Below are 13,950 nucleotides of genomic sequence, written 5' to 3' on the forward strand. Positions count from 1 at the left end.
CGCATGTGTGGCATCGTCGGTATCGTCGGTAAGTCGAACGTCAATCAGGCGCTGTATGACGCGCTAACGGTCCTCCAGCACCGCGGCCAGGACGCTGCCGGTATCGTGACCAGCCATGATGGCCGGTTGTTCCTGCGCAAGGATAATGGCCTGGTGCGCGATGTATTCCAGCAGCGCCACATGCAGCGCCTGGTCGGTCACATGGGCATCGGCCACGTGCGCTACCCCACCGCGGGCAGCTCGACTTCGGCCGAGGCCCAGCCGTTCTATGTCAACTCGCCGTACGGCATCACCTTGGCGCACAACGGTAATTTGACCAACGTCGAGCAGTTGGCCAAGGAGATCTACGAGTCCGACCTGCGTCACGTCAACACCAACTCCGACTCGGAAGTGCTGCTCAACGTGTTTGCCCACGAGCTGGCCGTACGCGGCAAGCTGCAGCCGACCGAGGACGATGTGTTCGCGGCGGTGTCCCATGTGCACAGCCGCTGTGTCGGTGGCTACGCCGTGGTGGCGATGATCACCGGCTACGGTATCGTCGGTTTCCGTGACCCCAACGGCATTCGTCCGGTGGTCTTCGGCCAGCGCCACACCGACGAAGGCGTCGAGTACATGATTGCCTCCGAAAGCGTGGCCCTGGACGTGCTGGGCTTTACCCTGATCCGCGACCTGGCGCCGGGCGAAGCGGTGTACATCACCGAAGACGGACAGATGCACACCAAGCAGTGCGCTGATGCCCCCCTGTTGCAACCGTGCATCTTCGAGCACGTCTACCTGGCCCGCCCCGACTCCATCATGGATGGCGTGTCGGTGTACAAGGCGCGTCTGCGCATGGGTGAGAAGCTGGCCGACAAGATCCGTCGCGAGCGCCCCGAGCACGACATCGACGTCGTCATCCCGATTCCGGACACCAGCCGCACCGCAGCCCTGGAACTGGCCAACCACCTGGGCGTGAAATTCCGTGAAGGCTTCGTCAAGAACCGTTACATCGGCCGCACCTTCATCATGCCTGGCCAGGCGGCACGCAAGAAGTCGGTACGGCAGAAGCTCAATGCCATCGAATTGGAATTCCGTGGCAAGAACGTGATGCTGGTGGACGACTCGATCGTGCGCGGCACCACCTGCAAACAGATCATCCAGATGGCCCGCGAGGCCGGGGCGAAGAATGTCTACTTCTGCTCCGCAGCGCCCGCTGTACGCTACCCCAACGTCTACGGCATCGACATGCCGAGCGCTCACGAGCTGATCGCCCACAACCGTACCACTGAACAGGTGGCCGAGTTGATCGGCGCCGACTGGCTGATCTATCAGGACCTCCCGGACCTGATCGACTCGGTCGGTGGCGGCAAGATCAAGATCGAGCATTTCGATTGCGCGGTGTTCAACGGTGAGTACGTCACCGGCGACATCGACGACGTCTACCTGGAGCGGATCGAACAGGCGCGCAATGACGCTGCCAAGGTCAAGACCCAGGCCGTCAGCGCGATCATCGACCTGTACAACAACTGATCTGCACTTTGTGAGGAGTACAGCATGACGGATCAATGGGAGGCCGGACGGCTGGACAGCGACTTGGAGGGTGTCGGTTTCGACACCCTGGCAGTGCGCGCCGGCCAGCACCGGACGCCTGAGGCCGAGCACAGCGAAGCGCTGTTCCTGACCTCCAGCTATGTATTCCGCACCGCGGCCGATGCGGCTGCGCGGTTTTCTGGTGAAACGCCAGGTAACGTCTATTCGCGCTACACCAACCCGACGGTGCGCGCCTTCGAGGAGCGCCTGGCGGCGATGGAGGGGGCCGAGCAGGCCGTGGCTACCTCCACGGGCATGGCGTCGATTCTGGCCGTGGTCATGTCGCTGTGCAGCGCTGGCGATCATGTGCTGGTGTCGCAGAGTGTCTTTGGCTCGACCATCAGCTTGTTCGAGAAGTACTTCAAGCGTTTCGGCCTGCAGGTGGACTACGTGCCGCTGGTCGACCTGGGTGCCTGGAAGAGTGCGCTGAAGACCAACACCAAGCTGTTGATCGTCGAGTCGCCGTCCAATCCACTGGCCGAGCTGGTGGATATCCGCGCGCTGGCCGATATCGCCCACGCCGGTGATGCGATGCTGGTGGTGGACAACTGCTTCAGCACGCCAGCGCTGCAGCAGCCTCTGAAGCTGGGCGCCGATATCGTCTTCCATTCCGCGACCAAGTTCATCGACGGCCAGGGCCGTTGCATGGGTGGTGCGGTAGCCGGGCGTGCCGAGCAGATGAAGGAAGTGGTGGGTTTCCTGCGCACCGCAGGCCCGACGCTCAGCCCCTTCAATGCGTGGATCTTCACCAAGGGCCTGGAGACGCTCAAGCTGCGCATGCGTGCGCACTGCGAGAGCGCTCAGGCCTTGGCCGAATGGCTGGAGCGCCAGGACGGTATCGAGAAAGTGCATTACGCGGGTCTGCCCAGCCATCCCCAGCATGAGTTGGCCAAACGGCAGATGAGTGGCTTCGGCGCGGTCGTCAGCTTCGAGGTCAAGGGTGGCAAAGAGGGCGCCTGGCGCTTCATCGACGCCACTCGGGTGATCTCCATCACCACCAACCTGGGTGACAGCAAGACCACCATTGCCCATCCGGCAACCACTTCCCATGGTCGCCTGACGCCACAGGAGCGCGAAGCTGCCGGTATTCGTGACAGCCTCATTCGCGTGGCCGTGGGGCTGGAAGACGTGGCCGATCTGCAGGCCGATCTCGCCCGCGGCCTGGCCGCGCTGTGATCGACTGGCCAGGTGAGGCGCCCGACCACAACGGTCGGGTCGCCCTGGTGACCGGGGCCGCGCGCGGCATTGGTCTGGGCATCGCCGCCTGGCTGATCTGCGAAGGCTGGCAAGTGGTGCTCACCGACCTGGATCGCCCACGCGGCGCCAAGGTGGCCAAGGCACTGGGCAGCAATGCCTGGTTCATCGCCATGGATGTGGCCGACGAGGCCCAGGTCATCGCGGGCGTCGCCGAGGTGCTCGGCCAGTTCGGTCGTCTGGATGCGCTGGTGTGCAACGCGGCCATCGCCAATCCCCACAACCACACTTTGGAAAGCCTCAGCCTGGCGCAGTGGAACCGGGTGCTGGCGGTCAACCTCAGCGGTGCGATGCTGCTGGCCAAGCATTGTGCACCGTACCTGCGTGCCCACGGCGGTTCGATCGTCAACTTGGCATCGACCCGCGCCCGTCAGTCTGAACCGGATACCGAAGCCTATGCCGCGAGCAAGGGTGGCCTGGTTGCCCTGACCCATGCCTTGGCCATCAGCCTGGCGCCGGAGATTCGCGTCAACGCGGTGAGCCCCGGCTGGATTGACGCACGCGACCCGTCGCAGCGCCGCGCCGAGCCTTTGAGCGACGCCGACCACGCCCAGCACCCGGCAGGTCGGGTAGGGACCGTGGAGGATGTGGCTGCGCTGGTGGCCTGGTTGCTGTCGCGTCAGGCTAGCTTCGTCACCGGCCAGGAGTTCGTGGTCGACGGCGGCATGACCCGCAAGATGATCTACAACTGAGCGGCAAGTTTTAAGCGGCAAGCTACAAGTAGGAGCGCTGTCGAGCCTGCCGGCGCGTTCACATGCGATCAGGCTTTTTCTCGCCACTTGCGGCTTGAAGCTTTCCGCTGTTTTTGAAAAAAAACTCAACAGGGCTATTGACTTAGCTTCGGCACCTGCGTAAATTTCGCGGCCTCAGCGAAGCAAACGCAACAAGCAACATCGCGGGGGTGATTAGCTCAGCCGGGAGAGCATCTGCCTTACAAGCAGAGGGTCGGCGGTTCGATCCCGTCATCACCCACCACTTCCTGAGAGTTCCTGGACCGGAACGCTTCCAACGAAGCTTTCCAGCAGAGAGGAACAGGACGCAAGTCCACTATGCGCAGCGGTAGTTCAGTCGGTTAGAATACCGGCCTGTCACGCCGGGGGTCGCGGGTTCGAGTCCCGTCCGCTGCGCCACTTCTTCAACGGATGGGTGAGATTCACCGGTCCGTGGTCATAAGGCAAATCCTTAAGGCCAGATCCTAGTTTCAAGCAGGCCTCGGCCTGTGAGATACGCAGCGGTAGTTCAGTCGGTTAGAATACCGGCCTGTCACGCCGGGGGTCGCGGGTTCGAGTCCCGTCCGCTGCGCCATCTTATGCTTCGAAGCCCTAGAACTCTTCGAGGCGGCAATCAAGGCGATGAAACGAGTCGCCTTTTTTGTGCCTGCAACGCCAGCGTCTTGCGCCGGCGAGCAGATCCCAGTTTCAAACAGGCCATGGCCTGTGCGATACGCAGCGGTAGTTCAGTCGGTTAGAATACCGGCCTGTCACGCCGGGGGTCGCGGGTTCGAGTCCCGTCCGCTGCGCCATACTCGCCTCGAGGTCACTGAACGCCTCGAAGCTCAAATCAAGCGACCTGAGGGTCGCTTTTTTTGTGCCTGCCATTAGAGGCCTGGCCAAAACCTTGCAGGTGCGATGCTGAACGCATCTTCATCGACCGGCGGTTCCTGCCATCGAGGGATGTGTTGCACAATACGCCCCATTCGTTTACCCGGAATCGACAATGTCCAGATCTAACGTCTGCGTAGCGCTCGGGCTGGCCCTGACGCTGGCGGGCCTCGCCGGCTGCGCCACGAAGAAGGCAGCGGTCTACGAGCATGAAAACTTCGCCGACTCAGGCACCTTCTCGCGCACCTTCGCGGTGGGGGAGGCCGGTTCATGCGAGGCAGCGCGCCGAGCCTTGCTGAGCCAGGGCTACATCATCACCAGCAGCGATGCCAATCAGGTGGCAGGCAACAAGAGTTTCCAGCAGAACGCCGAGAACCATCTGCAGATCAGCTTCAACATCACCTGCGTGCCGGACAGCAACGACGAGCAGCGCTCGACCATCTTCGCCAACGCCTTGCAGGACCGCTACGCCCTGAAGAAATCCAACACCTCGGCCAGTGTCGGTGTGGGCGTGCTGGGCTCGTTGTCGATGCCTATCGGCTCCACCGACGATTCCATGGTCAAGGTCGCCAGCGAAACGGTGTCCTCGCCGCAGTTCTACGACCGCTATTTCGCGTTGGTGGAGAACTACCTGCCCAAGCCGCGCACGTCGAGCAGGCTCGAGCCGCAGGCCGAGGCACCAAAGGCGCAACAACCTGCGCAGGCGTTGGGACTGCCGGAGCCCGCGGGGCTGACGCCGGCCAATCCTCCGGCAGCCGCGGCGGCACCGGTCAGCCCTGTCCAGGCGGTCCCGCAAAGTCCAGTCGAGCCTGTACCTGTGCCTACGGCGAATCAGACCTCGGCAGCCCCAGCCCTCGACGACAGTCAAGGTTCCCAGCCCGTGGCGCCGCCGGCCGATCCCGCGCCCCTCCAGGTGCAGTCTCCAGCGCCCGCCAGCGACGAGCAGACCGCACCGCTGCAACAGAGCGAGTGAACCTCTCGCTGATGTCCTCGCTCATATGTTTGTCATGATGTTTTAACCTGGCCCGCTTAGCGTGACGGCCACAGACGAGAAGATGAGCGAGAGGACGCAGGCCCATGGACGATTATCAGGAAGAGTTGCTTGAGTTCCAGGCGTACGAACTGGACATCCCCGAGCAGGCAGAAGATGCCACCGAGCTTTAACCCATTCGCCGCTGCTGGCGGCGAAACTCCCCCGGCGTCAGGCCCGTCCAGCGCTTGAATGCGCGCTGGAAGGCCTCTGCCGAAGCGAACCCCAACAGATAGGCGATCTCCCCGAAGGCCAGCGCGGTATCGCGGATGTAGGTCTGCGCGAGGTCGCGTCGTGTGTCGTTGAGCAGGCTGCGGAAACTCGTGCCCTCTTCAGCGAGCTTGCGCCGCAAGGTCCAACTGGGCATGTGCAACTGTTGCGACACCTGCTCCAAGTCAGGCTCGCGTCCACCGCTGAGCAAGGGGCCCAGCAGATGAATGATGCGCTCGCTCAGGCTACGCACACGGGTGCGCTGTACCCACTCGGCTTCGCACAGTTGCAGCAAATGTCGCCAGGTGCTGGGGCAGTGCTGCGGGTTGCGCGCATCGAGCACCTCGTGTGCAAGGTGCAGTTGATTGCAGCCGGCATCGAACTGCACGGGCGCACTGCACAGGCTTTGATACTGGGCGCAGTACGCAGGCGCTTCGAACTCGATTTCCAAACGGTCAGCGATGGCGGGTGTGCCCGTTACGGCTGACAGTTGCGCCAGCCACCCGGAAAGCACCGAGTCGACGACGAAGCGGTTATAGGCGTTGTAGGGGCTGATCGAGTAGAACCGCAGCCAGGCGCCCTGTGGGTCTTCGATGAACGCAGAGCTGCCCCTGTAGTTGGCGGCATACAGTGGCTCGAAACGCAGCAGTGTGTGCGCCGCTTCGCGCACGGTCGGTGCCTGCGCGGCGGTCACGCCGGCCAGGCCTGCCTGCGCCAGCCGGCTGAGGCGGCCCATGTGCAGACCCAGCGCCGGCTCGCCACACAGCTCGATCGCCGCATGACCCAGGTGCATGTAGCGCGGGATCGACAGGCGTGCCCCGGCCTCATCCAGGCGCGGTGTATCCAGGCCGTAGCGCTGTAGCAAGGGTGCCGGATCATGGCCCAGTTCACGCATGGCTTGGGTCAAAGGCTGGACGAATCCGACTGACAGATCACCCAGGCGCACGCGCTCGCGCATCAATCTACAGCCACAGGTTCAGCAGGCGCGCGCCCGGGCTCGGTCGGCCCATCAACTGCTCGCCTGCCTGGTTGGCGAAACCCTGGCCGTCGCTGCCCAGCTCCCAGAACTGTCCACGCATGAATACGCTGAGGCTGGGCAGGCCAGGGTTGGCCGCTCGGGTCAACTGGTGCCACGCCATCTCTTCGCTGGTCTGGCCCTTGGCCAGCGGCAACTCGGCCGCCGCAGCTTGATGGCGATTGCCCCGCCACGGTTGTTGCCAACTGCCCTTGCCGCTGAGAAATACGGGGTTGGCGATCAATTGTGCCGATTGGCGCACCAGTTGTTCGTGGTTGCGCGGGTACCAACTGTCGCTGCCGACCAGCACCCCCAGGCGCCCGGCCGGGGTCTGCAGCACCTGCAATGGGCGTGACTGGCCATCATCGATGTAACGCCGTGCTTCACTGTCGACATACTGCTGCAACTGCGGTTGCCCAAGCGGCGAGCCATCACTGGCGAACACCAGGCTGCTGTTGTACAGCGGGCCGCTGCCGACCTTGAGTCGGCCCTCTTCGACGTAGGGCGCTGGCAGCACGATGGAACCGGCCACCAGGGTGACGCCGAACTCGCGGGCCAGACCGCCGAAGAGCTGCTGATAGTCGGTCGCCATCTGCCGCGCCTTCATGCGCAGATGCGCGTCTGAGCGACGGTCGTCGCCGGTCGCGGCCAGCATGGCCAGGCCGTAGTGCAAGGGGTTGCTCAATTCCAGCCATTGCCAGGCGTCGCGCAAGCGAGTGACCTGATACAGCTCGTTCTTCTCGCCGCGCGCCCACAGCCAGGTGCCGATGTGCTCGGGCAGCACCACCACCGTGCGCGAGCTGACCAGGCCCTGATCACGGGCTTGACTCAGGTAAGCCGAGAGCTTGCGGTGCAGGCGTTCGAGGTTTTGGTAGTCGCTAGGGTAGAGCAGCGGCTCGATCCCCAGCAGATTGCCACGATCGCCAGGCACGCCTTGGTCGAGCACCCGCTCGATGCGCAGGTCGGAGAGGTAGTGGCCTTCCGGGCGCTGCTGGGTCCAGAACGCGTAGCCGCACAGGGCGGCGATCATCACCAGCGCCAGGGCGCTTGCCAGAAGTTTGCGCATGAAGCGATACGGCACCTTGAAAGGACGGTGTCCTAGGGTAGTCGTGCTGCACGTCAGGATCAACGAATTGTCAGTTTCGATCATTGAGCCCGTTCAAACGCCTGTTTAATGTCACTGCCAGACAACCGACGGGCCCCGGACGAGGCGCCCGCATTCCGTGATCATGCCCTCTGTGGAGACCTCCATGGCCGCTCAACACTATCCCCACCTGCTGGCCCCTCTCGACCTGGGCTTCACTGTACTGCGCAACCGCACCCTGATGGGCTCCATGCACACCGGCCTGGAAGAGCGTCCCGGCGGCTTCGAGCGCATGGCCGCCTATTTTGCCGAGCGTGCGCGCGGCGGCGTCGGCCTGATGGTGACCGGCGGCATCGCACCGAATGACGAAGGCGGCGTGTACGCCGGTGCCGCCAAGCTCAGCACCGAACAGGAGGCCGAACAGCATCGCCTGGTCACTGACGCGGTGCATGCCGCAGGCGGCAAGATCTGCTTGCAGATCCTGCACGCCGGACGCTACGCCTACAGTCCCCGTCAGGTCGCCCCGAGTGCGATCCAGGCACCGATCAACCCGTTCAAGCCCAAGGCGCTGGACGAAGAGGGCATCGAGAAGCAGATAGGCGATTTCGTCAACTGCGCACGCCTGGCCCAGTCCGCAGGTTACGACGGGGTCGAGGTGATGGGCTCGGAAGGCTACTTCATCAATCAGTTCCTCGCCGCCCACACCAACCAGCGTACCGACCGCTGGGGTGGCAGCTATGAGAACCGCATGCGCCTGGCGGTGGAGATCGTGCGCCGGGTGCGCGAAGCGGTGGGCCGCGAATTCATCATCATCTTCCGCCTGTCGATGCTCGACTTGGTCGAAGGTGGCAGCGACTGGGCGGAAATCGAGCAGCTGGCCAAGGCCATCGAGCAGGCGGGCGCCACGCTGATCAACACCGGTATCGGCTGGCACGAGGCACGGATCCCGACTATCGCCACCAAGGTGCCGCGGGCGGCGTTCAGCAAGGTCACTGCCAAGCTGCGCGGCGCGGTGGGCATCCCGTTGATCACCACCAATCGCATCAACACCCCGGAGGTGGCCGAGCGGGTACTGGCCGAGGGCGACGCCGACATGGTGTCCATGGCCAGGCCTTTCCTCGCCGATCCCGAATTCGTCAACAAGGCCGCGCAGGGGCGCGCGGCAGCGATCAACACCTGCATCGGCTGCAACCAGGCCTGCCTGGATCACACCTTCGGTGGCAAGCTCACCAGTTGCCTGGTCAACCCACGCGCCTGCCACGAGACCGAGCTGAACTACCTGCCGGCGCCCGTGGCCAAGCGCATCGCCGTGGTGGGCGCCGGTCCCGCTGGAATGGCAGCGGCCAGCGTGGCGGCCGAACGCGGTCATCAGGTGACCCTGTTCGACGCGGCAGCTGAGATCGGTGGCCAGTTCAACGTGGCCAAGCGTGTGCCGGGCAAAGAGGAGTTCAACGAAACCCTGCGCTATTTCGCCAACCAACTGACTCAGACCGGCGTGCATCTGCGCTTGAACACGCGGGTGGGCGTCGACGACCTGGTGGCGGGCGGTTTCGACGAGGTGATCCTGGCCACCGGTATTACCCCGCGCACCCCGGCCATCCCCGGTATCGAGCATGCCAAGGTGCTGAGCTACCTGGACGTGCTGCTTGAGCGCAAGCCGGTGGGTGAGCGCGTGGCGGTGATTGGCGCAGGCGGCATCGGCTTCGATGTGTCCGAGTACCTGGTGCACGCTGGCACCGCCACCAGCCTCGACCGAGAGGCGTTCTGGCGCGAATGGGGGATCGACACCGATCTGCGCGCCCGGGGTGGTGTAGCGGGGATCCACCCCAAGCCGCAGGCGCCGGCGCGGCAGGTCTACTTGCTGCAACGCAAGAAGAGCAAGGTCGGCGACGGCCTGGGCAAGACCACCGGCTGGATTCATCGCACCGGCCTGAAGAACAAGCAGGTGCAGATGCTCAACGCCGTGGACTACCTGAAGATCGACGACGAAGGCCTGCACGTACGCATTGCTGACGGCCAACCCCAGGTGCTGGCGGTGGACAATGTGGTCGTCTGCGCCGGCCAGGAGCCCTTGCGCGAACTTCATGACGGGTTGCTGGCTAGGGGCCAATCGGTACACCTGATCGGCGGCGCCGATGTGGCCGCCGAACTCGACGCCAAGCGCGCCATTGACCAAGGTTCGCGGCTGGCCGCCGCCTTGTGAGGGCTCTACATAGTTAGCACCGGCGGCGGTTGGGCCCTCGGCAAGCTCCAGGCTTTTCGCTTGGAGAGTGCCTCATGTCCTCGCTCGATCTGTCCGCCGCGCTGCTGGCGCAACTGCCAGAGGGTCTGCCCGACGTCCACGGTCTGCCGTCGCTTGACACGGCGGCCCGTGCCTTGTTCGAAGCCCGCCTGCCCGGCGTGCTCGACCTCGATCTCTACCTGCTGCAGCTAGGCCCTGCCGATGAATCGGGGCAACGTGCAGTGCTCGCGGCCCGTTCGTTGTTCGAGTTGTTGCAACAGGCTCGGCAGGGGCAGCCGGCGGCGCCAGGCGACTTCGAGCCGGCTGACGCGGCGCTGTCGTTGCGTGCCGATGCCGTGCAGTTGCCCGAGGCGTTGCCTGGCCTGACCCTTAAGCAACTGCGTGAGGCGTTGCAGCAGATCGATGTGCAGCGTGTCGCGGCGCGCTGGGCGGCTGACGCAGCGACCTATTGGGACGTGCCGCAACGCGTGTCCGAGAACAGTCGACGCTTGGCTTTGCAGATTCAGGTGCGCCAAAGCCTGCGCGAGACCGTGGAATCGTTCGCAGCGGCTGGATGGATCGCGCCTGAGGCCATGACGTTGGTCGAGGACATCGTCGCGCACCCGCGTCTGGTTGATCGCAGCACCCGACGCGGTGTCTACGCACTGGTCGCGCGGACCTGGGGCGATGGCCAAGAGGTGCTTTTGCCTGGGGTGATGGCGGTGTGCACTGAGCCTGCGGGCTATCAGCCAGCGCTCGGTCGAGTGACCGAACGGCAGACCCTGACCGGTACCACGGTGCTCTATTGCACCGGCTATTTCGGTTTCGTGCGAGCCCATGCGCACTTGCAGGAGGCGTTGCATGGGGTGGCGATGGCATTGGCGGGGCAGGGGCCTTGGTTGCAGGCGCTGCTGCGTCGATTGGGCGCTGTCGATCAAGCGCGGATCCTTGGCGAGCGCGCCCGCTTGGGCGGAGGCTTCGAGCTGTTCGCTCGGCCCATCGACGACAACCCGTTCGAAGCCCTGGCCGAGCAGCAGATCGCCGCCTGGCGCAGCAATGCGATGGCGAACGGACTGTCGCTGTGGAACCCGCAACTGGGGCTGGATGCATCACCCCCGCGTGCACTGCACGACCTGCAGGCCTTCGTTGCACATCGACAGGCCTTGCGTGCCCAGTTGCCGATGGGCCTGCGCGAGCTCACTGCCACGCGTCAGGCGCAGTTGGACACGTTGATTCTGTCGCTACTGGAACAGCAGGCCCAGGCCGAGCGCTTTTGGCTGGCACTGCCGTCTTTCGAGACCTTCGCCCGCCAACGCATTGCTGATGCCTTGGCCGCACGCGGCTTGGCCATCGACCCGGCGCAGGTCAAGGTGATGATCACCATCACTGAATTCTCAGCAGAGACGATCGGCTCGGAGCTTGCGCCGGGCGTCGAGCCCGAGCGGGGGCATGTCCAACCCAGCGTGGTCGAGTGCACGCTGGTGGAGTACCTGGCGATGCGCATGCCTGCACGTGCCGATGCCACCTGGCAGGTCCAGTTCGAGGGCCTTACGCTCGTCCAGGCCACACGCCTGAGCGCGTCCTATCTGGAGACGCTGGGGCAGCAACTCGATTTGCCTGGGCGCTATGCGCAGTTGCTCACCGATGCGATGCGGCCGACCACGCAGGCGGGGTTCGAGGCGAGCCGCACCGCCGCGCTGTCGCAGTTCGAAACGCGGTTACGCCTGGATGCGCTGTTGGCCAACGCCTGTGGCGTGCTCGACGACTCGGGGCATAGGCAGGTGCTCGAGGTGCTTGCGCCCTCCGAGTCGCCACGCAGTGGCGCACGGGTGGAGGGCCTGGCGATCGGTGGTAACTCGCTGCGGGACGTGCTGGTCTTCTCCATTCGTGGTGAGTCGTCCATCCTCTGCTATCTTCCGGATCACCCGTCTGGGCAGCCATTCAGACGCTGCCAGTCGCGCAGCGCGCTGGTCGCACTACTGCGCCAGGAACTGGCGGGAATCGGCATGCCATCAGCCTGGCAGGCAACGCTGCGGTACTGGCTGTCGCGTTTCGGCAAGCATCAGCAGGCTGCCGTCTATCCCCTGTTGCGGCAAATCGCCGAAGGCAAGGGTGGAGCGCAGATCGCCACGGTCGTGATCGACAAGCCACTCGCGCAGCAGGTCTTCGATTACCGGCTCGCCTTCCTGGCTGCCGAAGCCGACAGCTTGGCCTTATCCGACGCAGAACTGGCACTTGAGCGTGGCCTGGAAATCGCCGTGGCGATTTTTCGTCTGCTCAGCGTGGTATTTCCGGCGCGCGTGATGACGGTATTGGACCTGGCCGAGTTAGGCTACTACCTGTTCAACGGCTATGCCGCCTACGCTCAAGGCCAGCGTCAAGAGGCCGGCGAGTACGTGATACAGGCCCTGACCAGCATCACCGGGCTGGCCAATGCCCGTTTTCCCACGCTGATCCCGGCAGCGCGCGCTCAGGCTCCGGTACGTCTGCAGTCGGTGGGCGCGCGTCTGAGCTTGACGCCGGTGCCGAGCTCTCCACCCATGGCCGGGCTGGTGCGGATCGAAACAGGGGTACGCGAAGGCCTGTTTGCCGCCGACGGCAAGCTCCATGTCCGGCTGGACGGCCGCTACTACCGGGTCTATGAGGTACACGACAGCCTGGAAGGAATCTCGCGTTTCTACCTGGGCGACGGTCAGGGTCCGCTGGCCCGTTCGCTGTTTTCCAATCCTGATACGCGTGTCGAGCGCATGGGTGGCTCGCCGCGTTGGCACGTCATGCCGAAGCTGCAACTGCGCGCCGGCATGCCGATGGTGCCGGTAGGGCGGGCACCGGCACTGCTGCATCTACGTGGGATCAACAGCAGTCAGGTGCGCGATGGTGTCGAGCATCGTCTGCACGATGGTCAGCGCAGTCAATTGGTGTATTTCGATCTGGATACCTGTTGCTGGTATTCGGCCGACAACCGATTGTTCTATGAATACGATGGGTTGGCCGCCCGTCATCGCAGCGTTACCAGGCCCACCCGCTTGCCCAGTGAACTCGAACGCCAGCAGGCACGTTACGAGTTGGAGTGCGTCGATCGCCCGGTGTTGCCGAGGCTCAAGTCGGCGGCGCTGGGCGAGGCCGTGCCCAAGGCCATTCACCAGATATGGATCGGCAGCGCCGCTGCGCTGATCGCTGCCCACGATGCCACGCTCAAATCCAATGTGGCGTTGGCCCGACAAAGCGGCTACAGCCTGCAGGTGCATTTTCTGGGTGAGGGGGGGCGACTGCGGACCTTGACGCAATTGACCCGCCTGCGTCTGCGTTACCCCGGCGCGACATTCGTGAGCCTGGCCGGCGAAGCGTTCTATACCCCGTTCAAGGCCAGCGCTCAGGGGCGGGTGTTCGACGCTTTTCTGCAACCACAGTGGCGTAATTACGCGGCAGCCAGCGACGTGTTGCGCTACCGCTTGCTGTTCGAACTGGGCGGGGTGTACCTGGACATGGACGACCGCCTGCTCAAGCCGCTCGAAACGATCAGCCTGCGGCCGGGACAGCTGGCTGTTGGCGCGGTGGTGGAAAACTATCTGCTCATGCTCAAAGGGCCGAACAACAGCCACTTCGCCAGCCTGGCAGGGAATCCGTTGCTCGACGCGATGCAGGCCGAAATCGTTCGGCGTTTCGATCAGGCACGGTTGCCCGAACAGCGTCCACTGCACGATCAGCCCGGCTTCACCGCGTACATGCGGGAGATTTCCGCGATCAGCGGTCCACGGTTGTTCAACGACATGCGCCATCTGGCCGATGTCGAGATCGCTGCCGTGGACGCAGCCAAAGGCTATGTGTTTGATCTGATCGGGCAAGGCGTGTTGGCCGAGCGCGAGGTGATGCAGTGGATCGAAACCGCCGAGGTGCTGCACCCGACGCTGGAGCGCTTCATCGATGTGGGCAATGCGCACAGCTGGCGAACCACCCGGCGTTGAG

At 64.1% G+C, this 13,950-nt stretch carries 8 protein-coding genes and 4 tRNA genes; 10 read left to right on the top strand and 2 right to left on the bottom strand.

From position 1 onward, the window contains the following. The first annotated feature begins 3 nt into the window (after nt 1-3). The 8 genes from purF to Q6A47_RS13115 all read left to right on the top strand — a co-directional run bounded on the left by purF (nt 4) and on the right by Q6A47_RS13115 (nt 5,397). Nucleotides 4-1,509 carry an amidophosphoribosyltransferase gene (gene purF / locus Q6A47_RS13080; protein ID WP_295483573.1) on the top strand — a complete coding sequence of 502 codons (1,506 nt, stop codon included), beginning with the start codon at nt 4-6 and terminating at the stop codon, nt 1,507-1,509. A 24-nt stretch (nt 1,510-1,533) separates the two neighbouring features. Further along, entirely contained in the window at nt 1,534-2,745 is a 1,212-nt protein-coding gene (locus tag Q6A47_RS13085) for an O-succinylhomoserine sulfhydrylase (RefSeq protein ID WP_304484494.1), read from the top strand. Further along, nucleotides 2,742-3,515, top strand: coding sequence for an SDR family oxidoreductase (locus tag Q6A47_RS13090; protein ID WP_029614187.1), 774 nt, complete (start codon nt 2,742-2,744; stop codon nt 3,513-3,515). Before Q6A47_RS13085 ends, Q6A47_RS13090 begins: the two co-directional genes overlap by 4 nt. A 207-nt stretch (nt 3,516-3,722) precedes the next feature. After that, a tRNA-Val gene (locus Q6A47_RS13095) sits at nt 3,723-3,798 on the top strand. A gap of 78 nt (nt 3,799-3,876) precedes the next feature. Then, nucleotides 3,877-3,953 (top strand) — tRNA-Asp (locus Q6A47_RS13100). Between the two features lie 98 nt (nt 3,954-4,051). Then, nucleotides 4,052-4,128: transfer RNA gene (locus Q6A47_RS13105), tRNA-Asp, on the top strand. Nucleotides 4,129-4,268: 140 nt separating this feature from the next. Continuing rightward, nucleotides 4,269-4,345, top strand: a tRNA-Asp gene (locus Q6A47_RS13110). A gap of 194 nt (nt 4,346-4,539) precedes the next feature. Continuing rightward, a complete protein-coding gene (locus tag Q6A47_RS13115; protein WP_304484495.1) occupies nt 4,540-5,397 on the top strand; it encodes a DUF2242 domain-containing protein in 858 nt (285 codons plus the stop codon). A 187-nt stretch (nt 5,398-5,584) separates the two neighbouring features. On the opposite strand, the gene Q6A47_RS13120 is transcribed toward Q6A47_RS13115, so the two are convergent. Next, complete coding sequence (locus tag Q6A47_RS13120) at nt 5,585-6,625, bottom strand: AraC family transcriptional regulator (protein ID WP_039576360.1); 1,041 nt, start codon at nt 6,623-6,625, stop codon at nt 5,585-5,587. Between the two features lies 1 nt (nt 6,626). Then, nucleotides 6,627-7,745 carry a nitrilase-related carbon-nitrogen hydrolase gene (locus Q6A47_RS13125; RefSeq protein WP_304484496.1) on the bottom strand — a complete coding sequence of 373 codons (1,119 nt, stop codon included), beginning with the start codon at nt 7,743-7,745 and terminating at the stop codon, nt 6,627-6,629. A 184-nt stretch (nt 7,746-7,929) separates the two neighbouring features. On the opposite strand from Q6A47_RS13125, the gene Q6A47_RS13130 reads away from it, so the two are divergent. Continuing rightward, nucleotides 7,930-9,966 (top strand): NADPH-dependent 2,4-dienoyl-CoA reductase, encoded by a 2,037-nt coding sequence (locus Q6A47_RS13130; protein ID WP_304484497.1) that lies wholly within the window; start codon nt 7,930-7,932, stop codon nt 9,964-9,966. A 74-nt stretch (nt 9,967-10,040) separates the two neighbouring features. Further along, complete coding sequence (locus Q6A47_RS13135) at nt 10,041-13,949, top strand: dermonecrotic toxin domain-containing protein (RefSeq protein ID WP_304484498.1); 3,909 nt, start codon at nt 10,041-10,043, stop codon at nt 13,947-13,949. The last annotated feature ends 1 nt before the right edge of the window (nt 13,950 follow it).

It is taken from the genome of Pseudomonas boreofloridensis (assembly GCF_030580795.1).
Lineage (GTDB): Bacteria > Pseudomonadota > Gammaproteobacteria > Pseudomonadales > Pseudomonadaceae > Aquipseudomonas > Aquipseudomonas boreofloridensis.

Bases quoted from the DNA above. Each gene is read 5' to 3' on its own strand.
- purF (WP_295483573.1), top strand. From the start codon at position 4: ATGTGTGGCATCGTCGGTATCGTCGGTAAGTCGAACGTCAATCAGGCG.
- Q6A47_RS13085 (WP_304484494.1), top strand. From the start codon at position 1,534: ATGACGGATCAATGGGAGGCCGGACGGCTGGACAGCGACTTGGAGGGT.
- Q6A47_RS13115 (WP_304484495.1), top strand. From the start codon at position 4,540: ATGTCCAGATCTAACGTCTGCGTAGCGCTCGGGCTGGCCCTGACGCTG.
- Q6A47_RS13125 (WP_304484496.1), bottom strand. From the start codon at position 7,745: ATGCGCAAACTTCTGGCAAGCGCCCTGGCGCTGGTGATGATCGCCGCC.
- Q6A47_RS13130 (WP_304484497.1), top strand. From the start codon at position 7,930: ATGGCCGCTCAACACTATCCCCACCTGCTGGCCCCTCTCGACCTGGGC.
- Q6A47_RS13135 (WP_304484498.1), top strand. From the start codon at position 10,041: ATGTCCTCGCTCGATCTGTCCGCCGCGCTGCTGGCGCAACTGCCAGAG.